Consider the following 20,557-nt stretch of genomic DNA (forward strand, 5'->3'; position numbering starts at 1 on the left):
CTGCGGGGTGGGCGAGCTCACTCCTCACGCTTCGCCGGAGGGCTCGCGGGCTCGCGTCTCGCGGTCGCCGGTTGTGACGGTACCGTGCGGACCATGGAGAACCCGCTTACCCCCGAGGTCCTCGCCGATCCGGTGGCGTTGACCCGCGCCCTGGTCGACATCGAGTCGGTCTCGCTCAACGAGAAGGCCATCGCCGACTGCGTCGAGGAGGTGCTGCGGAAGCTGCCCCACCTGGCCACCTACCGGCACGGGAACACGGTGATGGCGCGTACCGACCTGGGGCGGGCGTCCCGGGTGGTGTTGGCCGGTCATCTGGACACGGTGCCGTTGAACAACAACTTCCCGTCCACGCTGCGCGGCGACCTGATGTACGGCTGCGGCACCTCGGACATGAAGTCCGGGGTGGCCTTCGCCCTGCACCTCGCGGCCACCCTGCCCGACCCGCGCTACGACGTGACGTACTTCTTCTACGAGGCCGAGGAGATCGAGTCCCGGTACAACGGCCTGCGGCTGGTGGCCGAGGCGTACCCGGAGTGGTTGACGGCCGACTTCGCCCTGCTGCTCGAACCGACGCACGGAATCGTGGAGGCGGGCTGCCAGGGCACGATGCGGGCGACGGTGGTCACCACCGGCGTACGGGCCCACTCCGCTCGCGCCTGGCACGGGGTGAACGCGGTGCACAGCGCCGGTGAGGTGCTGCGACGGCTGTCGGAGTACCAGGCGCGACGGGTCGCCATCGACGGGTGCGACTACCGCGAGGGCATGAACGCGGTGCGGATCAACGGTGGGGTGGCCGGCAACGTGGTGCCGGACCGGTGCGAGATCGAGGTCAACTACCGTTTCGCGCCGGACCGTACGCCCGCCGAGGCGGAGGCGCATCTGCGCGAGGTGCTCGCCGGGTACGAAATGACGGTGACCGACTGCGCGTCCGGCGCGCTTCCCGGGCTGGAGGCTCCGCCCGCCCAGGAGTTCCTGGCGGCGGTGGGTGCCGCGCCGATCGGCAAGCTGGGGTGGACCGACGTGGCCTGCTTCGCGGCCATGGGGATCCCGGCGCTCAACTTCGGTCCGGGCGATCCCAACCTCGCCCACCATCCGGACGAGCACGTCGAGATCGGCAAGATCCGTGACGGGGCCGCCACGCTGTACCGCTGGCTCGCCCCCGCCTGAGCCGCCGGGCTTCCGCATCCGGTGGTGCGGGCGGCGGCATGCGTACGCCTCGCCGCCCGTGCGACCGGCGCGGGGCGAGGCGCGGTCGTGCTCAGACGCGGGTGAGCGTCGCGTCGGGAGCGGGCTCTGCAGGAGGTTCCGGCGGGTTCTCCAGCAGGCGGGTACGGCGGCGCTCGGCCACCACGTCGCGGATGCGCCGTTGCATCTGGCGCCTCATCCGGATCCGTTCGTTGCTACTGATCACGCTGTCTCCTCCCCCGAAGCCTGCGCGCCGGGGCATACCCGGTATGTGAATAGTAAGACGTACGGGAAAGCGAATTGGTTGCACAAGATCACGAAGTGTTTGCCGGGCTCCCAGGCCGAACTCCACTACGGTTGCTCCCATGACTCAGAGCAACCGCCGCGAACCAGGACGGGAGCGGCACCGCGGCGCCGTCACACTGCGCCGCCAGGCGATCACCACCAGCACGGCGGACCAGCGGCTGCTGGATTCGCGGGCCCGCGCGGACTGGAAGACCAAGGACGCCTGGCGGGCGCTACGCATACTCTCCGAATTCGTCGAGGGCTTCGACACCCTCGCCGACCTGCCGCCCGCGGTCAGCGTCTTCGGTAGCGCCCGGAGCAAGCCGGACAGCCCGGAGTGTCAGCTCGCCGAGGCGCTCGGCGCGGCCCTGGCCCGGGCCGGCTACGCCGTGATTACCGGAGGGGGGCCCGGCGTGATGGAGGCGGCCAACCGGGGCGCGAGCGAGGCCGGTGGGCAGTCCGTCGGCCTCGGCATCGAACTCCCCTTCGAGCAGGGCATCAACGAGTGGGTCGACCTGGCCATCGACTTCCGCTACTTCTTCGCCCGCAAGACCATGTTCGTCAAGTACGCCCAGGCGTTCGTCGTGCTGCCCGGCGGCTTCGGCACCATGGACGAGCTGTTCGAGGCGCTCACCCTGGTGCAGACCGGCAAGGTCACCCGGTTCCCGGTGGTGCTGATGGGCACCGAGTACTGGCAGGGGCTGCTCGACTGGCTGCGCGACACGATGGCCGCCGAGGGCAAGATCGGACCGGTCGACCTGGAGCTGATCTGCGTCACCGACGACGTCGCGGCGGCCGTCCGGCACATCGTGGAGGCCGAGGCGGCGCTCAACACGGAGCAGGAGGCGGTACGCGCGGACGCGGTCGCCCGTACCGCGGCGGACCAGCAGGCGGCGGCCGAACTGGCTGAGCAGGCCGAGCAGACGGAGCGCTGAGGTGGCCGCGATCTGCGTGTTCTGCGCCTCGTCCCGCACGCTGGACCAGCGGTGGCTCGACCTGGCCGAGGCCACCGGCGCGGAACTCGCCCGACGGGGCCACACGGTGGTCAGCGGCGGCGGCTGTGTCGGAATGATGGGCGCACTTGTCGAAGGGGCCCGCGCGGCCGGCGGTCGGACGGTCGGAATCATCCCGCAGGCGCTGGTCGACCTGGAGGTCGCCGACCTCGCCTCCGACGAACTGGTGATCACCGATTCGATGGCCAGCCGCAAGATCCTCATGGTCGAGAAGTCGGACGCGTTCCTCACCCTGCCCGGTGGGCTGGGCACCCTCGACGAACTCTTCGAGGTCTGGACCACCGCCACCCTGGCCCTGCACCGCAAGCCGACGGTGGTGGTGGACACCGACGGCTTCTACACCCCGTTGCTGGACTGGCTGCGCGCGGTCACCGACCAGAACTTCCTCAAGCCCGCCGGCTTCGATCTCGTGCAGGTCGCCGACACCGTCCCCACCGCCCTCGACCTCATCGAGGCAACCCTCACCTGACGGCCCAGCGCGGCTGTCATCGGCTCGCGCTGCTGCCGGCTCGCGTGGGCTGTCGGCGGGTGTGTGCTGGGGCGCTGGCGGGTGTGGCGCGTCGGGGAGTGTCGCAGGGCCGTGATGGGATGGCGGGATGCAGGCGTACCGGTTGGTGCGTCGGCCCGCCGGGCCGACCCAGGTCACGGCCGCACCGGCGCCCGGCACGGAGGACGGTGCGGCGGATCCTTGGCAGGCCGAGGTCGTCGCGCACACCGACGGGCCGATGCTCGTCCTCGGCGGACCGGGCACCGGGAAGACCCGCACCCTCGTCGAGGCGGTGGCCGCCCGGGTCGAGGAGGGGGTCGACCCGGAGCGCGTCCTGGTGCTCACCTTCAGTCGGCGGGGCGCCGCCGACCTGCGGCACCGGATCGAGGCACGGATCGCCGCGAACGGCCGGCGGGTGGTGCGCGAGCCGTTGGTGCGTACCTTCCCGGCATACGCCTTCGGGCTGTTGCGGCGGGCCGCCGCCGAGCGGGGTGAGCCGTCGCCCCGGCTGCTCACCGGCCCGGAGCAGGATCTGATCATCCGCGAGTTGCTGGACGTGGTGGGCGAGGAGCCCGGCGACGGGCCGGTCGGCTGGCCGGAGGAGCTGCGTCCGGCGCTGCGTACCCGGGCGTTCGCCGCCCAGCTTCGTGACCTGTTGATGCGGGCGGCGGAGCGGGGGGTCGGCCCGGTCGAGCTGGCCCGGCTCGGCGAGCGGCTCGGCCGCGCCGACTGGCCGGCCGCCGCCCGCTTCCTGCGCGAGTACGTCGCGGTGCTGGCGCTACGGGACGTCGCCAACCGGGGCTCGGTCGCGTACGACCCGGCGGAGCTGGTCCGGGCCGCCACCGGTCTGTTGCGTGACGACGCCGAGGTGCTGGCGTCCGAGCGGCGCCGCCTGGCGTACGTCTACGTCGACGAGCTCGCCGACACCGATCCTGCCCAGCTCGACCTGCTGGACACGGTCGCCGGGGGCGGCACGCCGCTGGTCGCCTTCGCCGACCCCGACTCCTCCACCTACGCCTTCCGAGGTGCCGACCCGCACGGGGTGCCGGCGTTCCCGCACCGGTTCCGCACCGCCTCCGGGGCACCGGCCGCACAGGTGCTGCTGGCCACCAGCTACCGCGCGGGGGAGCGGCTGCTCGACACCGCCTCCCGGCTGGCCCGGCGGCTGCGCGGCCCGGCGGCACACCGCCGGCTGAGCCCGCTGCCCGACACCCCGCCGGGCACCGTCGAGGTACGCACCTTCCGCTCGGCCACCAGTGAGGCGGCCTGGCTGGCGCACGCGCTGCGCGAGGCGCACCTGCTCGGCGGTGTGCCGTGGGCCGGGATGGCGGTGCTGGTCCGTTCCACCGGCCGGCAACTGCCCGGGCTGCGCCGGGCGCTGCACGCCGCCGGCGTACCGACCGTGGTGCACGGTGAGGACCTGCCGCTGCACCTGCAACCGGCGGTCGCGCCGTTGCTGCTGCTGTTGCGCTGCGCGTTGGAGCCGGAGCGGCTGGACGAGGAGGCGGCCGTGGCGCTGCTGCACTCGCCGCTCGGCGGTGCCGATCCGCTTGCCGAGCGGCGGCTGCGGCAGGGCCTGCGTGCGCTCGCTCTGGCCGGCGGTGACCGGCGGCCCTCCGGTGAGCTGATCGTCGAGGCGCTGCGCGACCCGGCCGAGCTGGCCGGGGTGGAGCGGCGCTGGGCCGAGCCGGCGCAGACGGTGGCCGGGTTGTTGGCGGTGGCTCGGGAGACGGCCGGCCGACCGGGTGCAGGCGTCGAGGACGTCCTCTGGGCGGTGTGGCAGGCCAGCGGGCTGGCCGAGCTGTGGTCCGCCGCGCTGGCCCGGGGCCCGGCCGTGGCCGGCGAGGGGGACCTGGCGCGGCGGCGTCGGGCCGAGGCGGCCGACCGGCACCTGGACGCCGTGCTGGTGCTCTTCGACGCCGCCGCCCGGTTCACCGACCGGTTGCCGGGCGCGCGTACCGAGGTCTTCCTCGACCATGTGCTCGGCCAGGAGTTGCCCGCCGACACGCTCGCCTCGTCCGCGGACCGGGGCGACGCCGTGCGGCTGCTCACCGCGCACGCCGCCAAGGGCCTGGAATGGGATCTGGTCGCCGTCGCCGGGGTGCAGGAGGGCGTCTGGCCGGACCTGCGGTTACGCGGCAGCCTGCTCGGCTCGGAACGGCTGGTCGACGTGGTGACCGGTCGGGCGGACGGCGCCGGGGAGGTCGCCACCCTGGTCGGCCAGACCTCCGCGCTGCTCGACGAGGAGCGGCGGCTGTTCCACGTCGCGGTGACCCGGGCCCGGCGGCGACTCCTGGTCAGCGCGGTCGCCTCGGCGGCCGTCGGTGGCGACGACCACGAGGAACAGCCCAGCCGCTTCCTCTACGAACTCGGACCCACCGACCCACCGGGCCCGGACGGCGATGACCAGGACGATGCCCCGGAGCCGGACGACGGGGGTGGGCCGCAGACGCTGCCGTTGAGTAGGCCGCCCCGGGCACTGACCCTGCCCGCGCTGGTGGCGGAGCTGCGCACCGCGGTGGCCGACCCGGCGGCGTCGACCGCCCGGCGGCGGGCGGCGGCGACCGAGCTGGCCCGCCTGGCCGCTGCCGGGGTCTCGGGCGCGCACCCGGACGACTGGTGGGGACTGCGACCGCTCTCGGACGACCGGCCCCTGGTGGACGAGGGGGAGCCGGTCCGGGTGACCCCGTCGGCGATGGAGAGCGCGCTGCGGTGCAGCCTGCGGTGGCTGCTGGAACGGCACGGCGGGAGCCCGCCGGCCAGTGCCGCGCAGGGCGTCGGCAACCTGGTGCACGCGGCGGCGATGCTCGCCGAGGACGCCAGCGCGGACCGGGGCGCGCTGCTGGAGTACGTGGCCGCCCGGTTCGACGCGATCGAGCTGGCCGCGCGGTGGATGGTCGGGCCGGAGCGGACCCGCGCCGAGGCGATGGTGGACAAGCTGCTGCGCTGGCTGGCCGCCAATCCGCGCCGGCTGCTCGCCATCGAGCACGAGTTCGCGGTCCGCCTCGACGATCCGCACCGGCCGATCGAGCTGGTCGGGCGGGTGGACCGGCTGGAGGTCGACGCGGACGGCCGGCTGGTGGTGGTGGACCTCAAGACCGGCAAGTCCACCGCCGTCACCGAGCGGGACCTGGCCGAGCATCCGCAGCTCGGCGCGTACCAGGCGGCGGTGGAGGCGGGGGCGTTCGCCGAGTACGGCGACGAGCCCGGCGGTGCGGCGCTGGTGCAGCTCGGAACCGGCGCGCGGGACGCCCGGGAGCAGGCCCAGACCGCCTCGACCGACGGACCCGAGGCCGGCTGGGCGACCGCGCTGGTCCGGCGGACCGCCGATACGATGGCCGCCGCCACCTTCGCCGCGGTCGCCAACTCGAAGTGCCGGGTCTGCCCGGTACGGACCAGCTGCCCGGTCTCCGGGCAGGGACGGCAGGTGGTCGAGCCACCGACCGTCCGGCGACCGGAGCACCAGGAGTGAGCGTGCCAGCTCCGAAGAGGGCAGCATGACCCAGCCCGCGCTGTTCAACCCCGCGGCGCCGGCGCCCCGGGCGGCCGCCGTCGGTCCCCGGTACACGCCGGTGGAACTGGCCAAGCTGCTGCGGTTGCCGGCGCCGACCCGGGAACAGGCGGCGATCATCGCGGCGCCGGTGGAGCCGCTGCTGGTGGTCGCGGGAGCCGGTTCGGGAAAGACCGAGACGATGGCCGCCCGGGTGGTCTGGCTGGTGGCCAACTCGTACGTCCGGCCCGAGCAGGTGCTCGGTCTGACCTTCACCCGCAAGGCCGCCGGTGAGCTGGCGCACCGGGTGCGTACCCGGCTCGACCAGTTGGTGCGCCGGCTGGGGCGGCGCGGACGGGACCCGCTCGACGACCCCTTCGCGGGCGAGCCCACGATTTCCACCTACCACTCGTACGCCGGGCGGATCGTCACCGAGCACGGCCTGCGGGCCGGGTACGAGCCCTCCACCCGGCTGCTCACCGAGGCGTCCCGCTGGCAGCTCGTGGACCTGATCGTGCGCAACTACGACGGGGACATGTCCGAGGTGGACCGGATGCCGAGCACGGTCACCGACGCGGTGCTGGCGCTCTCCGGCGAACTGGACGAACACCTGGTCGACCCGGACGCCCTGGCCGCGTGGACCGGCCGGTTCTTCGCCGAGGTGCAGTCCCGTCCCGGACGGGTCTACGCCGACGTGCGCAGGGCCCTCGCGCTCCAGCAGACCCGGTTGAAGCTGCTGCCGCTGGTGCGCGCGTACGCCCGGCGCAAGGACGACTTCGAGGCGATGGACTTCGCCGACCAGCTCGCCCGGGCCGCCCGGGTGGCCCGGGACCATCCCGGCGTCGGCGAGATCGAGCGCGGGCGCTACCGGGTGGTGCTGCTCGACGAGTACCAGGACACCAGCCACGCCCAGGTGGTGCTGCTCGGCGCGCTGTTCGGCGGCGGGCATCCGGTGACCGCGGTGGGTGACCCCTGTCAGTCGATCTACGGCTGGCGGGGGGCCAGCGCCGGCACCCTGGACCGCTTCCCGACCGAGTTCGCCCGCGCCGACGCCGAACCCGCCCGGATGCTCGGGTTGACCACCAGTTGGCGAAACCGGCCGGAGATCCTCGCGGTGGCGAACGCGCTGGCCACCCCGCTGCGGGCGGCCGGTGCCCAGGTGCCCGAGCTGCACGCCGCGCTCAGTGTCCGCGATCCGATCCCGCATCGCAGCGCACGCGGCGCCGCCGCCGGCACCGTGCACTGCGCGCTGCTGTCGACGTACGCCGACGAGGCCGACTGGATCGCCGACAGCGTGCTGGCCGCCTGGCGGGGTGCGGCGCGGCTGCCGGGGGTGCTGCCCGAGCAGATCCCGGTCACTCTGCGCCCGACCACGGCGGTGCTGGTGCGGCTGCGCAGCCAGATTCCGGCGATCGCGGCGGCGCTGCGCGAGCGTGGCCTGCCGGTCGAGGTGGTGGGACTGGGCGGACTGCTGGACACTCCGGAGATCCGCGACGTGGTGTGCACGCTGCGGGTGCTGGCCGACCCGACCGACGGTGCCGCGTTGCTGCGGCTGCTGACCGGTGCCCGGTGGCGGATCGGGCCACGGGACCTGGTCGCCCTGCACCGCCGGGCCAAGGCCATCGCAGCGGCCCGTCGCCAGCTCGCCGACGACGGTACGGCCGAGATCATGCCGGACCGCCTGGACGAGGCGACCCTGGTCGAGGCGCTGGCCGACCTCGGCCCGGCGCAGGCGTACTCGGCCGAGGGCTACCTGCGGCTGCGTGCGTACGCCCGGGAGTTGGGCCTGCTGCGGTACCGGCTGGACCAGTCGCTGCCGGAGCTGATCGCGGACGTGGAGCGGACCACCGGTCTGGACGTGGAGGTGGCGGTACGGGCCGGCGGCGACGGCGCCGGTGACGCCGGCCTGGCCCGCAGTCACCTGGACGCGCTGGGCGACGTGGCCGCGCGGTTCAGCGGGGAGACGCCGGGGGCCACGCTCGCCGGTTTCCTGGCCTACCTGGCCGCCGCCGAGGACGAGGAGCGCGGGCTGGCACCCGGTGAGGTGGAGGTGGTCGAGGGGGCGGTGCAGATCCTCACCGCGCACGCGGCCAAGGGGCTGGAGTGGGACGTCGTCTCGGTGGCCGGGCTGAGCCGGGGGGTGTGGCCGGGACCGGTCCGCAACTCCGACCACTGGCTGGGCGGGCTGGGGGTGCTGCCGTTCCCGTTGCGCGGCGACGCCCACGGGTTGCCCGAGTTGGCCCTGGCCGAGGTCGACGACCAGCGTGGCGTGGCCCGGGCGGTGGAGGACTTCACCGACGCCTGGCGGGCCCACGACGAGCGGGAGGAACGCCGGTTGGCGTACGTCGCGGTGACCCGCCCGCGTCGCCTGCTGCTCTGCTCCGGCCACTGGTGGGGTGAGGGCACCAAACGCCCGCGCGGGCCGTCCGGGCTGCTGCGCGAGGTGCACGACGCCTGCCTGGACGCCGGGGCCGGTCACCTGGTGGACGAGTGGGTGCCCGAACCGTCGCCGGACGCGGTGAACCCGACCACCGAGGTGGTGATCCGGGCCGAGTGGCCGGCCGACCCGCTGGGCGTACGCCGTCCCCCGTTGACCGAGGCGGCGGCGCTGGTGCGGCGGTTCCTGACCGACGACGGGCCGACCGCCCCGGACGACGAGACCCCGGATCCGGAGGTGGCCCGGTGGCGGCGGGAGGCCGACCTGTTGCTCGCCGAGCGGGCGGAGCTGAGCAGGCTGTCCGGCCCGGTCGAGGTGGCGCTGCCCGAGCACCTGTCGGTCACCCAGTTGGTCGCGTTGCGCCGCGACCCGGCGGCGTTGGCCCGGGCGTTGCGCCGGCCGCTGCCGACCGAACCGAACCCGTACGCCCGCCGGGGTACCGCCTTCCACGCCTGGCTGGAGCAGCGGTTCGGCGCGGACCGGCTGCTCGACACCGACGAGTTGCCCGGTGCGGCGGACGCCGACGCGGCACCGGACGAGGCGCTGGCGGAGCTGCAACGGCGGTTCCTGGGCAGCGAGTGGGCGGAGCGTACGCCGGTCGAGGTGGAGGTGCCGTTCGCGACGGTGATCGGCGGCGTGGTGGTACGCGGCCGGATGGATGCCGTGTTCCGCCGTCCCGGCGACCGCTTCGACGTGGTCGACTGGAAGACCGGCGCCCAGCCCTCCGGCGCGGCGGCCGAGGTGGCCTCGGTGCAGTTGGCGGTCTACCGGCTGGCCTGGGCCGAGCTGGCCGGTGTCCCGGTCGACCGGGTGGGTGCGGCGTTCCACTACGTGCGGGACGGGGCGACCGTCCGTCCGGCGGACCTGCTCGACGTCGACGGCCTGTCCGCCCTGATCACCTCGTTGCCGGAATTTGGGCTGGACAGGTAGCGCCGGGCCGGATCCGTGGTACTGTGCCCGCGTTGCAGTTTTGGTTACCAGCTCTGTTTGCGCCTGGCGGATTGTGGCCCCAGGCGCTCTTTGTTATGTCCGGACCTCTCCGGGCGGGGCGACCAGCAGCGACAGAAGTTCCGGGAACCGCCCGGGGCTCTCCACTCTTTCGGCCCCGTAACAGGTGCGGGTTCGACGTTCCGTCAAGGAGACGAAACAAGCATGGCTATTGGCACCGTCAAGTGGTTCAACGCTGACAAGGGCTTCGGCTTCATCACCCCGGACGGCGGCGGCGCCGACGTCTTCGCCCACTTCTCGGCCATCCAGAGCTCCGGCTACCGCAGCCTGGACGAGAACCAGCGGGTGGAGTTCGAGGTCGTCCAGGGCCAGAAGGGCCCGCAGGCGGAGAACATCCGCCCGCTCTGATTGCCGGGTTCGCCCGCGACGGCCGGGCCGCCTCCGTCACCCTATGGGACCGGAGGCGGCCCGGCCGTCCGCATGTCGGGCGGTCGGTTTGCCGGAACCCTGAGTCGGTAAACAGCCGTCCTATCGTCGGGTGGGCGGCTGTCACCACCTCCCGGCTGCGGAACGCTGGGTGCGGGGGGATGGGCCGGGGGGATCGGCTCAGCTCGGGGAGGAACGACCATGGCGGGTTCGGCGGCGGTGCGGGAACTACTCCTGGTGGTCGCGGTGGCGGCTGTCGGGCTGCTGCTGGCCACGGTCGTGGCGTTCGCTCCCTGGCCCGTCACACCGGGCGGGGCTGCCCCGTCCGGCCTGGTGGACCTGCACGGGCCCACCGCGACCGAGCGGCCGGGCAACACCGCCGGCTGAGCCGACGTATGAAAGGAAGGGCCCCTTCCTAACGCCTCGGGTATAGCAGGGGTCCCCGGCTAACACCTGCCGCCCTTACCCACCTCCCCGGCTCGGCGGAGGCGTTAGGGTCGGATCCGTGCCGACGCGCAGAGCGAGAATCCCAGCCGCGAAGTACCCGGTCGAGCGGTTCACCCTCGACAACGGCCTGCGGGTGGTCCTGACCCCCGACCGCAGTGCCCCGGTGATCGGCGTGGCGGTGGTCTACGACGTGGGCATACGCTCCGAGCCCGAGGGACGCACCGGCTTCGCGCACCTCTTCGAGCACCTGATGTTCCAGGGCTCGGAGAACCTGGAGAAGCTTGCCCACTTCCGGCACGTCCAGGGGGCCGGCGGCACCTTCAACGGCTCCACCCACCTGGACTACACCGACTACTTCGAGACGCTGCCGAGCAACGCCCTGGAACGGGCGCTGTTCCTGGAGGCCGACCGGATGCGCGGACCTCGGCTGACCGAGGAGAACCTGCGCAACCAGGTGGACGTGGTCAAGGAGGAGATCCGGGTCAACGTGCTCAACCGGCCGTACGGCGGGTTCCCCTGGTTGACCCTGCCGCCGGTCATGTTCGACACCTTCCCGAACGCGCACGACGGGTACGGCTCCTTCGACGACCTGGAGTCCGCCACCGTCGCCGACGCGGCCGACTTCTTCCGGCGCTACTACGCCAGCGGCAACGCCGTGCTCGCGGTCAGCGGCGACATCGACACCGCCGAGGCCGTCGAACTGATCGAACGGCACTTCGGCGACGTGCCGGCCCGCCCGGCGCCCGCCCGGCCGGACTTCGCCGAGCCGGAGCCGACCGCAGAGCGACGCACCGCGTACGACGACAAGCTTGCCCCGCTGCCGGCGGTGGCCTCCGGTTGGCGGGTGCCCGACCCGATCGGGAACTTCGCCGACTACCTGCCGTACGTGGTGCTGGCCGAGGTGCTCACCGACGGCGACGCGTCCCGGCTGGTCGAGCGGCTGGTGCACCGGGATCGCACGGTCACCAGCATCGGCGGCTACCTGGGCTTCATGGGGGACCCGTTCGACGTACGCGACCCGACCGCCCTGCTGATCCAGTCCCACCTGCCGCCCGGCGGCGACGTCGACAAGGTGCTGCGCACCGTCGACGAGGAGTTGGACCGGGTCGCCACGGACGGGCTCACCGACGGCGAGCTGGCCCGTACCCAGGCTCGGATGGCCACCCACCTGCTGCGCGACACCGACGCGGTGCTGAACCGCGCGCTGCGGATGGCGGTGTTGGAGCAGCAGCGCGGCGAGCCCGGCCTGCTCGGCGAGCTGCCCCGGCTGGTCGGTGAGGTCACCGACGAGCAGGTACGCGCCGCCGCGGCCACCCTGCGGCCGGAGCGCCGCGCGTCCGTCGAGGTGATCCCCGGAGGTGGCCGCTCATGAGTGCCCCCACGCGAACCCTGCCGCCGCTCGGCCCGACCCGCCGGCTCAAGCTGCCCGGGCAGGCCGAACGCACGCTCGACAACGGGCTGACCGTGATCGTGGTACGCCGCCCGGCGGTGCCGCTGGTGGAACTGCGGCTGTGGATGCCGTTCGTCCGCGCCCACCTGGCCCGGGGGCACCTGCTGGCACAGACCCTGCTCTCCGGCACCGAGACGATGAGCAGCGTGCAGATCGCCGCCGAACTCCAGCGGATCGGCGGCGGGCTCTCCGCCGGACTCGACCCGGACCGGCTGATGCTCTCCGGCACCGCCCTGGCCACCGGCCTGGACCGGATGCTGGAGATCCTCGCCGACGTGGTCACCGGTGCCAGCTACCCGGCCGAGTGGGTCGGTGTCGAACGGGACCGGTTGGTCGACGGGATCCAGGTGGCCCGGAGCCAGCCCGCCCATCTGGCCCGTACCGCGCTGCTGCGGCGGATCTTCGGCCGGCACCCGTACTCGACCCAGACGCCGGATCCCGAGCAGGTGCGCGCGGTCCGTCCGGCCGCCCTGCGGACGCTGCACGCCCTGCGGGTCCGACCCGCCGGCGCAGTGCTGGTGCTGGTCGGCGACGTACGCCCCGAGCAGGCGCTGGACACGGCCGAGAAGGCGCTCGCCGGCTGGCAGGGCGGCGAGCACGCGGCCGAGGTGCCGCCGGTCCCGCCGCTGGAACCAGGCCCGCTGCTGCTGGTCGACCGGCCCGGTTCGGTGCAGTCGTCGATGCGGATGGCGTTGCCGGCGGTGCCGCGTACCCACCCGGACCACGCCGCGCTGCAACTGGCCAACCTGATCTTCGGTGGCTACTTCTCCTCGCGCTGGGTGGAGAACATCCGCGAGGACAAGGGCTACACGTACGGCCCGCACTCGATGGTCGAGCACTCGGTCGGTGGTTCGCTGCTGCTGGCCGCCGCCGAGGTGGCCACCGAGGTGACCGCACCGGCGCTGCTGGAGACCACGTACGAGCTGGGCAGGCTGGCCACCGTGCCCCCCAAGCAGGAGGAGCTGGACCAGGCTCGCCAGTACGCCCTCGGCACGCTTCAGCTCGGCATCGCCACCCAGGCGGGCCTGGCGTCGTTCGTCAGCGCGTACGCCGGGAGCGGGCTCCGGCTGGACTTCCTGGCCGAACACGCGGCCCGACTGGCGAAGGCGAGCGTCGACGACGTCACCGAGGCGGCGGCCCGCTACCTCGCCCCGTCCCGCGCGGTCACCGTCGTGCTCGGTGACGCCGAACGGATCGAGCCCTCGCTGTCCACACTGACCCCGGTCCAGACCACACCGGCGACACCGTGAGCGGGCCCACCGGTACGGCGGCACCCTCGGACGGCTGGGGACAGCCGGTCGAATGGGTACGCGGGGAGGCGGCCCCGCCGCTGGCCCGCTCCTTGCTGGACCGGGCGGCGCATCGGCGTACCGATCCGGAGTGGCTGGCGCGGGCCTGGTCCGGCGCGCGGGTCCTGGTGCTCGACGTGGAGGCCGGCGGCCGGGCGCTGGTGCGGACCGACACGCCGGTGCCGGAGTTGGTCCTGGTGGCGGCGGACGACCTGCCGCCGACGCTGGCCGCCGACGCGGTGTTCCTCGGGGTGGAACCGGACGGGGTGCCGGTGTTCTGCGTGCACACCAGGCTGACGGCGCTGCCGGACACCCGTTCGGCTCACCTGCGGGGCGTCGGGCACCTGCTCAACGACCGGGACGCGGGGCTGTTCACCACGGCGCTGGCGCTGACCAACTGGCACCTGCGGCACCTCTACCACCCGGTCACCGGCGAACCGACCCGCACCGACGAGGCGGGCTGGTCCCGGGTGGACGGCTTGGGTGAGCGGGTGTGGCCGCGTACCGACCCGGCGATGATCGTGCTGGTGCACGACGGTGTCGACGGTGTCGACGGGCGCTGCCTGCTGGGCAACAACGCCGCCTGGCCCAGCCCCGAGGGGCAGCGCCGGTTCTCCTGCCTGGCCGGGTACGTCGAGCCCGGCGAGTCGGCCGAGGCCACGGTGCTGCGGGAGGTACACGAGGAGGTCGGCGTCCCGGTCTGCGAGATCACATACGCGGGCAGCCAGGCGTGGCCGTTCCCGGGCTCGCTGATGCTCGGCTTCCTGGCCACCGCCGACCCGGAGCACCCGGTCCGGCCCGACCCGGCCGAGATCGCCCAGGCCCGTTGGTTCACCCGGCAGGAGATCGGTGCCGCGCTCGCCGGCCGGGCGGTGGACGCCGGGAGTGCCTGGCTGCTGCTGCCCCCGCCGTCGTCGATTGCGCTGTTCCTGATCCACCGCTGGTTCGACGGCCACTGCTGAGGTGTAAGGAAGGGCCCCCTACTAACGCCTCGTGTATAGCAGGGGACCCTTCCTAACATCCACGCCGAGCACGGCGGCGGGTGTGCCGAGTGCGGCGCGGGTGTGCGCGGGGAGTGCGGCCCCGACCCGTGGCCGTCGTTGCCGCGGCGGCCACGGGCCGGGGACACGGGCCGTCGTGGTCGGCTGGGTGAGGAACACGGCGGGGGAGCCGGTCGACCACGACGGACGTCGGGACGTTCAGATGTCGGGCGGGCCCGGGTGGGTTCGCCAGTGCCGCGGATCGTCGCGCGGCAGCACCTTGACCCGCTGCCGGCCGGAGCGTACGGCGCCGACGGTGGCGATGGCCCGGGCGAGGTGCAGGGCGGCGTCGCGGTCCTCGGCGTGCACGACCTGGCGGCGCGGCTCGGGCCGGGTGGTCTCGTCCCGCAGCCGTCGACCGCCGGCCCAGGCGGCCGTGATGTCGGTGTCGGCGGCGGCGCGGATGTCGGTGCGAACAATCAGGAACCGCATGTGGGTCTCCGATGTGCTGCGACGGGTGGAACTGTGGAAGTTCCACGTCACTAACTCCGTCATCGTACGCCCGGCCGGCGTCTCAGCAAGTGAAACGCGGCAATTGTTTCGCAGCCCGTCCGATCATCCGATCCCTGCTCACCGGGGTGGTCGGGGCGGACGACGACGGGGCCGCCGGTGGTGTGCCGGCGGCCCCGCGAGACGTGCCCGGACTAGTTCAGGTCGAACTGCCCGTTCCTGGCACCGGAGATGAAGCCCAGCCACCCGGCCCGGTTGAACAGCAGGACCGGGCCGCCCCGGTCCTTGCTGTCACGCAGCGCCACCGCGGCGGGACCGGTGCGAAGCGGTGCGACCTCCACGCAATTGGAGGTCTGGCTGCGCGTGCTGGTACGCCAGGGGGCGTGCGCGAGCTGGGCGAGGACGGATGGCGTGGTGCGGATGTCGTTCATGGTTGCGCTCCTGAGGTGAACCGATGGATCGAGTGGGGACGCACGTGCCGAACGCGGTCCCTCCTCGGTCACCGCTCCGTCAGGCTCCCGGAGGAACCACGGCGCTGGGCCGGCGCCGTTGCCGATCCATTGACCACAGTGGACGGTGTTCCCGTGCCGGTCAGCCGTTCCGCCGACTTGGCCAGCCAGGAGTGGGTGTCCGTTGGGGAAAGTGCCGCCGTGCGTAGCCACTCGAACACCACTTTATAGTGATTTAGAGCGATTGTGTCGGTCGACATGACGTCGGTGAAGCCACCTTCGATGGCGAGCGTCTCCGGATCGAGCGGATCGGCGAACCGATAGACCGAGAACGCGGTCGGCGGAAGGTACCACTGCCCGATCGGCGTGTCCCGGGGCAGCACGTGCAGCGTGACGTTGGGCAGCATGGCCAGCTCGCACAGCTGCGCCAGCTGCTCCCGGAGCATGTCGGGCGGCCCGACCCGGTACCCGAGCGCCGCCTCCTCCAGCACCGCCGTGTACCGGGGCGCGTCGTTCTCCCGGGTGAGCAGCCGCTGTCGGGCCTGCCGGGCCTTGACCTGTGTCTCGGTCTCCTCCTCGGCCTCCGGATCGCCGGCCTCCCGGCCGACCTGGTACGCCGAGGAGAGGCGGACCCGGGCGTACCCCGGGGTCTGCAACAACCCCGGCACCAGCACCGGGTTGTACTCGAAGATCTCGACGCAGCCCGCCTCCAGTTCGGCGAAGCCACGTTGCTGCTGTGTCATGGCCGGATAGTTCTTGAGCCAGCCGCGGATGTCGCCGGCCTCGTCGGTGATGCCAAGCAGCTCCGCCCGCCGCGCCTCGTCGGTGTGGTACAGGTCGAGCAGGTCCCGGACGTCCTGCGGGTCGGGCCGGCTGCGGCCGTTCTCCAGCCGCGACAACTTGGACGCGGAAGCCCAACCGACACGCTCGACGACCTGGTCGCCGGTGAGCCCGGCGGCCTCGCGTAACCGGCGCAGTTCGCGGCCGAGCCGCTGCCGACGCAGGATCGGGCTGGGTGCGGCAGGAGGCACGGTGTCCTCTTTTCCGTCGACCGCCGCAGACGCGACGGTAACTGTATGAAATTCGCCCCCCACGGTCAGTATGGACGTCGCGACCGGCGCCGGAGGTACCGGCGGGGGCGTGTCATGAGAAATACGGACACCCGACACACCGGAACGAGACGGCCCTGACCTGCGTCGCCAGCCCCGGACGGGTTCCCGACCGCGCCCGAGTCGCGCCACCCCCGGAGGGATCAATGCGAACCGTCCTGAGTCGCCCGGACTTCCGCCTGCTCTTCGGCGGGCTGCTGGCCAGCATGACCGCAGAGTCGATCCTGCTGCTGGCGCTCGCCATCTGGGTGAAGGACCTCACCGGATCGGACAGCCTCGCCGGCGCCACCATCTTCGTGATCCTCGCGCCGAGGACCCTCGCGCCGCTGGTCGGCTGGTTCGTCGACCGGTACCCCCGGCAGCCCTTCTTCGTGGCCACCAACCTCGCCATGGCGTTGCTGCTCACCCCGCTGTTCGCGGTCCGGGACGCGGGCGACTTGTGGATCATCTACGCGGTGGCCGCGCTCTACGGCCTGTCGAACCTCACCGTCGGCGCGGTGCTCAGCCGGCTGATCCAGGAGATGGTCCCGTCCGACCTGCTCGGCGAGGCCAACGGCGCGTTGCAGACCGTACGGCAGGGCCTGCGGCTGGTTGGCCCGCTGGCGGGCGCCGGCCTGTACGCGGTGCTCGGCGGTTGGATACTGGCCGCGGTCGGGATGGCCGGCTTCCTGGTCGCGGCCGCCGTGGTCGGCGCGCTCCGGGTGGCCGAGTCGTCCACCCCGCCGACCGATCGGCCCGCAGAGCGCCCGGCCGACGGCGTCACCCGGGTATGGCGCCTGTCGTCCGAGCTGGTCGCCGGAGTGCGGCACCTCGCCGGTGAGCCGGCGTTACGGCGGGCGTTGCTCGGCTACGGCCTCGCCTCACTCGTGATGGGCTTCACCGAGTCGCTGATCTTCGCGTACGTGGACCGGGGGCTCGAGCGGGACGCGACGTTCGTCGGCGTCCTGGTCACCGTGCAGGGCATCGGTGGGCTGGTCGGTGGGCTGTGCTCCGCCGCAGTCCTGCGTCGGCTCGGCGAGCTGGGCACCCTCGCCGCCGGGGTGGCGTTCTTCGGCCCGGCGGCACTGGCGCTGGCGTACCCGAACCTGTGGCTCGGCTTCACCGCGGTGCTGCTGGCCGGGCTGTCCCTGCCGCTGACCCTGGTCGGCCTGCACACGCTGATCCAGCGGCGGACTCCGCCCGAGCTGACCGGCCGGGTCGCGGCGGCCTCGGAGGCGGTGATCCGGTGCCCGCAGGCGCTCTCCGTCGGGGTGGGTGCGCTGGTCGTCGGGGTGCTCGACTACCGGGCGGTCTTCGTGTCGATCGGCCTGGCCACCCTGCTCGCGGGCGGTTACCTCTGGGCCGGGCGTCGGCTGAGCCCGCCGGCCGCACCGGCGGCGCGTACCCGGGTGCCGGCTCCGCGCCCGGCCGCCGAGGACCAGGATCCGGCGCCGGTCGGGACGCTGAGCGGCCGGGGCGGTCGCTGACGACGACGCGGCGGCCGGTCCCGGCCGGGACCGGCCGCCGCGCCCTGAGTCCCTGGTCAGGCAGCGATGCTCGCCAGATGCTGCTTGACCTGGTTGATCGACGGGTTCGTCAGCGCGCTGTCGTCCGCGAAGCGCAGGGTCGGCACGGTCTGGTTGCCGCCGTTGACCCCCATGACGAACTCCGCCGCCGCCGGATCCTGCTCGATGTCGACCACCTGGTAGGCGATCCTCTCCCGGTCGAGCTGCGACTTCAGCCGGTGGCAGTAGCCGCACCAGGGAGTGGAGTACATGGTCAGCATGGTGAGATCCTCCAACGTCATGCGCGCCTGATCGCGCAGATCAGCACAGGCTAACCGCTGCAAGGTCCGGGCGGGCTGCGACAATTCCCCGCTGTGGTGGTTAACTCCGCGTCCGAACGCGTGCTCACCGGGCTCGACCCGGAACAACGCGCGGCGGTGACCGCTGCGGCCGGTCCGGTCTGCGTGCTGGCCGGGGCGGGCACCGGCAAGACCCGGGCGGTCACCTCACGGATCGCGCACCGGGCGTTGACCGGGGAGATCTCCGCCCGGCACGTGCTCGCGGTCACCTTCACCGCCCGCGCCGCCGCCGAGCTGCGCCACCGGCTCGCCGCGCTCGGGGTGGCCGGCGTGCAGGCACGTACCTTCCACGCGGCGGCACTGCGCCAGGTGCGCTACTTCGCGCCCCGGCTGCTCGCCGGACGGGCCATGCCCGAGCTGCTGGACAGCAAGGTCCGGCTGGTCACCCTCGCTGCGGCCCGGGCCGGCCTGCGGGCTGACCGGACCGCCGCGCGGGACCTGGCCGGTGAAATCGAGTGGGCCAAGTCCTCCCTGGTCGAGCCGGGGGAGTACGTGGTGGCGGCGGCGAAGGCGCTGCGCGACACACCACACGATCCGGCCAAGGTCGCCGAGGTCTTCGCCGCGTACGAGAAGCTCAAGCGCAGCGGTGGTGTGATCGACTTCGAGGACGTGCTCCGCGCCGCGGTCTGGGGGATCGAGGAGCACCCGGACGTCGCCGAGCAGGTACGCAGCCAGTACCGGCATCTCGTCGTCGACGAGTACCAGGACGTCAACCCGTTGCAGCAGCGGCTGCTGGACGCCTGGCTCGGCGGCCGGGACGACGTGACCGTGGTCGGCGACGCCAGCCAGACGATCTACTCGTTCACCGGGGCGACATCGTCGTACCTGGTCGACTTCCCGCGTCGCCACCGGGGCGCCACGGTGGTCCGGCTGGTCCGTGACTACCGGTCCACCCCACAGGTGGTCGGGCTCGCCAACGCGGTCATCTCGCAGGCCCGGGGCACCGAGGCGCGGCTGCGCCTGGAACTGGTCGGCCAGCGTCCGTCCGGCCCGGAGCCGGAGCGGCGGATCTTCACCGACGAGCCGGCCGAGGCCGCCGCGGTCGCCGCCCGCTGCCGTGCCCTGGTCGACGCGGGCACCCCGGCCCGTGAGATCGCCGTGCTGTTCCGCACCAACGCGCAGTCCGAGGCGTACGAGAAGGCGCTGGCCGAGGCGGGCGTGCCGTACCTGGTCCAAGGGGCGGAGCGGTTCTTCGAGCGGGCCGAGGTGCGGCAGGCGATGGTGGCGCTGCGCGCGGCCACCCGGTCCATCCCCGGCGAGACGCCGCTGCCGGCAGCGGTGGTCGAGGCGCTCTCCGCCGTCGGGTGGGCGCCCGACGCGCCCCCGCCCGGTGGGGCCGCCCGCGAACGCTGGGAGGCGCTGGCCGCGCTGGTCCAGCTCGCCGAGGAGTACACGGCCACCCCCGACCTGATGCCGCTCGGGGTGGCCGCCACCGTCGAGCGCCCGGTCACCCTCGCCGACTTCGCCGACGAACTGGCCCGGCGGGCGGCCCAGCAGCACGTACCCACGGTGGAGGGGGTGACCCTGGCCTCGCTGCACTCCGCGAAGGGCCTGGAGTGGGACGCCGTCTTCCTGGTCGGGCTGGCCGAGGGCACTCTGCCCACCACGTACGCGCGCACCACCGAGCAGGTCGAGGAGGAGCGCCGGCTGCTCTACGTCGGCATCACCCGGGCCCGCCAGTGGCTCTGGCTGTCGTACGCCTCGGCACGCTCTCCGGGCGGGCGGGCCCGCCGGCCCTGCCGGTTCCTGCCGCAACTCGCGCCGGGCGGGACCGAACGGGCGACCGCGAACGGCCCGGCGCGCGGCGCGCAACGACGGGCGGCCACCCGGATCGTCTCCTGCCGGATCTGCGGTACCACCCTGTTCGCCGGGCCGGATCGCAAGCTGGGCCGCTGCGCCACCTGTCCGTCCGACATCGACGAGGAACTGCACGAGCGGCTGCGCGAGTGGCGGTCCCGGGTGGCCGGGACCCAGCGGGTGCCCGCCTACGTGATCTTCACCGACGCGACGCTCGTCGCGCTCGCCGAGCGGCGGCCGGGCCGGACCGAGGAACTGGTCGCGATCGCCGGCATCGGACCGCGCAAACTCGGCCTGTACGGCGAGGCCGTGCTTTCGCTGGTGGGGGGCGCGGCGGTCGACGAAATCTGCCCTCAGAAAAGTTTCTGAATCTGACCGTTAATTCGTTTGCCCTCGCCCTGCCGGCCATCAT

General features: G+C 73.3%; 17 protein-coding genes. 12 read left to right on the forward strand and 5 right to left on the reverse strand.

Features of this window, described 5'->3' with window-relative positions; genetic code table 11:
* Positions 1–93 precede the first annotated feature (93 nt).
* On the forward strand, positions 94–1,167 hold the full coding sequence (dapE, locus tag ID554_RS20005) for a succinyl-diaminopimelate desuccinylase (RefSeq protein ID WP_117226095.1): 1,074 nt from the start codon (positions 94–96) through the stop codon (positions 1,165–1,167).
* Positions 1,168–1,258: 91 nt separating this feature from the next.
* Here dapE and ID554_RS20010 read toward each other — a convergent pair whose 3' ends face one another.
* A complete protein-coding gene (locus tag ID554_RS20010; protein WP_191088585.1) occupies positions 1,259–1,411 on the reverse strand; it encodes a hypothetical protein in 153 nt (50 codons plus the stop codon).
* Positions 1,412–1,550: 139 nt separating this feature from the next.
* Between ID554_RS20010 and ID554_RS20015 the strand changes: the two genes are divergently transcribed.
* From ID554_RS20015 to nudC, 9 genes are all read left to right on the forward strand, one after another.
* Positions 1,551–2,405, forward strand: a complete 855-nt coding sequence (locus ID554_RS20015; RefSeq protein WP_117226094.1) for an LOG family protein — start codon at positions 1,551–1,553, stop codon at positions 2,403–2,405.
* Between the two features lies 1 nt (position 2,406).
* Positions 2,407–2,952 (forward strand): LOG family protein, encoded by a 546-nt coding sequence (locus ID554_RS20020; protein ID WP_117226093.1) that lies wholly within the window; start codon positions 2,407–2,409, stop codon positions 2,950–2,952.
* A 127-nt stretch (positions 2,953–3,079) separates the two neighbouring features.
* Positions 3,080–6,442, forward strand: a complete 3,363-nt coding sequence (locus ID554_RS20025; RefSeq protein WP_117226092.1) for an ATP-dependent helicase — start codon at positions 3,080–3,082, stop codon at positions 6,440–6,442.
* A 25-nt stretch (positions 6,443–6,467) separates the two neighbouring features.
* The gene (locus ID554_RS20030; protein WP_117226091.1) at positions 6,468–9,827 is read left to right on the forward strand and encodes an ATP-dependent helicase; all 3,360 of its coding nucleotides are present in this window, start codon (positions 6,468–6,470) and stop codon (positions 9,825–9,827) included.
* Positions 9,828–10,049: 222 nt separating this feature from the next.
* The gene (locus tag ID554_RS20035; protein WP_013735772.1) at positions 10,050–10,253 is read left to right on the forward strand and encodes a cold-shock protein; all 204 of its coding nucleotides are present in this window, start codon (positions 10,050–10,052) and stop codon (positions 10,251–10,253) included.
* Positions 10,254–10,472: 219 nt separating this feature from the next.
* Positions 10,473–10,658: a hypothetical protein gene (locus ID554_RS20040; RefSeq protein WP_117226090.1), complete on the forward strand. Its 186-nt coding sequence runs from the start codon at positions 10,473–10,475 to the stop codon at positions 10,656–10,658.
* 118 nt (positions 10,659–10,776) lie between these two features.
* Complete coding sequence (locus tag ID554_RS20045) at positions 10,777–12,090, forward strand: M16 family metallopeptidase (RefSeq protein ID WP_117226089.1); 1,314 nt, start codon at positions 10,777–10,779, stop codon at positions 12,088–12,090.
* The gene (locus ID554_RS20050) at positions 12,087–13,418 is read left to right on the forward strand and encodes a M16 family metallopeptidase (RefSeq protein ID WP_117226088.1); all 1,332 of its coding nucleotides are present in this window, start codon (positions 12,087–12,089) and stop codon (positions 13,416–13,418) included. Before ID554_RS20045 ends, ID554_RS20050 begins: the two co-directional genes overlap by 4 nt.
* Before the next feature lie 80 nt (positions 13,419–13,498).
* Positions 13,499–14,419, forward strand: a complete 921-nt coding sequence (nudC, locus tag ID554_RS20055; protein ID WP_223884680.1) for an NAD(+) diphosphatase — start codon at positions 13,499–13,501, stop codon at positions 14,417–14,419.
* Between the two features lie 237 nt (positions 14,420–14,656).
* On the opposite strand, the gene ID554_RS20060 is transcribed toward nudC, so the two are convergent.
* The 3 genes from ID554_RS20060 to ID554_RS20070 all read right to left on the reverse strand — a co-directional run bounded on the left by ID554_RS20060 (position 14,657) and on the right by ID554_RS20070 (position 16,427).
* The gene (locus ID554_RS20060) at positions 14,657–14,929 is read right to left on the reverse strand and encodes a hypothetical protein (protein ID WP_117226086.1); all 273 of its coding nucleotides are present in this window, start codon (positions 14,927–14,929) and stop codon (positions 14,657–14,659) included.
* Positions 14,930–15,141: 212 nt separating this feature from the next.
* Positions 15,142–15,378 carry a DUF397 domain-containing protein gene (locus tag ID554_RS20065; RefSeq protein WP_117226085.1) on the reverse strand — a complete coding sequence of 79 codons (237 nt, stop codon included), beginning with the start codon at positions 15,376–15,378 and terminating at the stop codon, positions 15,142–15,144.
* 68 nt (positions 15,379–15,446) lie between these two features.
* Positions 15,447–16,427 carry a helix-turn-helix domain-containing protein gene (locus tag ID554_RS20070; protein WP_117226084.1) on the reverse strand — a complete coding sequence of 327 codons (981 nt, stop codon included), beginning with the start codon at positions 16,425–16,427 and terminating at the stop codon, positions 15,447–15,449.
* Between the two features lie 224 nt (positions 16,428–16,651).
* Here ID554_RS20070 and ID554_RS20075 point away from each other — a divergent pair, with 224 nt between their 5' ends.
* Positions 16,652–17,971: an MFS transporter gene (locus tag ID554_RS20075; protein ID WP_117226083.1), complete on the forward strand. Its 1,320-nt coding sequence runs from the start codon at positions 16,652–16,654 to the stop codon at positions 17,969–17,971.
* A gap of 56 nt (positions 17,972–18,027) precedes the next feature.
* Here ID554_RS20075 and ID554_RS20080 read toward each other — a convergent pair whose 3' ends face one another.
* Positions 18,028–18,270 (reverse strand): mycoredoxin, encoded by a 243-nt coding sequence (locus tag ID554_RS20080; protein WP_117226442.1) that lies wholly within the window; start codon positions 18,268–18,270, stop codon positions 18,028–18,030.
* Between the two features lie 93 nt (positions 18,271–18,363).
* Here ID554_RS20080 and ID554_RS20085 point away from each other — a divergent pair, with 93 nt between their 5' ends.
* Positions 18,364–20,514, forward strand: a complete 2,151-nt coding sequence (locus ID554_RS20085; protein ID WP_117226082.1) for an ATP-dependent DNA helicase UvrD2 — start codon at positions 18,364–18,366, stop codon at positions 20,512–20,514.
* The last annotated feature ends 43 nt before the right edge of the window (positions 20,515–20,557 follow it).

The sequence above is a fragment of the Micromonospora craniellae genome (assembly GCF_014764405.1).
GTDB lineage: Bacteria > Actinomycetota > Actinomycetes > Mycobacteriales > Micromonosporaceae > Micromonospora > Micromonospora craniellae.

Bases quoted from the DNA above. Each gene is read 5' to 3' on its own strand.
- ID554_RS20035 (WP_013735772.1), top strand. From the start codon at position 10,050: ATGGCTATTGGCACCGTCAAGTGGTTCAACGCTGACAAGGGCTTCGGC.
- ID554_RS20030 (WP_117226091.1), top strand. From the start codon at position 6,468: ATGACCCAGCCCGCGCTGTTCAACCCCGCGGCGCCGGCGCCCCGGGCG.
- ID554_RS20040 (WP_117226090.1), top strand. From the start codon at position 10,473: ATGGCGGGTTCGGCGGCGGTGCGGGAACTACTCCTGGTGGTCGCGGTG.
- dapE (WP_117226095.1), top strand. From the start codon at position 94: ATGGAGAACCCGCTTACCCCCGAGGTCCTCGCCGATCCGGTGGCGTTG.
- ID554_RS20065 (WP_117226085.1), bottom strand. From the start codon at position 15,378: ATGAACGACATCCGCACCACGCCATCCGTCCTCGCCCAGCTCGCGCAC.
- ID554_RS20025 (WP_117226092.1), top strand. From the start codon at position 3,080: ATGCAGGCGTACCGGTTGGTGCGTCGGCCCGCCGGGCCGACCCAGGTC.
- ID554_RS20075 (WP_117226083.1), top strand. From the start codon at position 16,652: ATGCGAACCGTCCTGAGTCGCCCGGACTTCCGCCTGCTCTTCGGCGGG.
- ID554_RS20050 (WP_117226088.1), top strand. From the start codon at position 12,087: ATGAGTGCCCCCACGCGAACCCTGCCGCCGCTCGGCCCGACCCGCCGG.
- ID554_RS20015 (WP_117226094.1), top strand. From the start codon at position 1,551: ATGACTCAGAGCAACCGCCGCGAACCAGGACGGGAGCGGCACCGCGGC.
- ID554_RS20080 (WP_117226442.1), bottom strand. From the start codon at position 18,270: ATGCTGACCATGTACTCCACTCCCTGGTGCGGCTACTGCCACCGGCTG.
- ID554_RS20060 (WP_117226086.1), bottom strand. From the start codon at position 14,929: ATGCGGTTCCTGATTGTTCGCACCGACATCCGCGCCGCCGCCGACACC.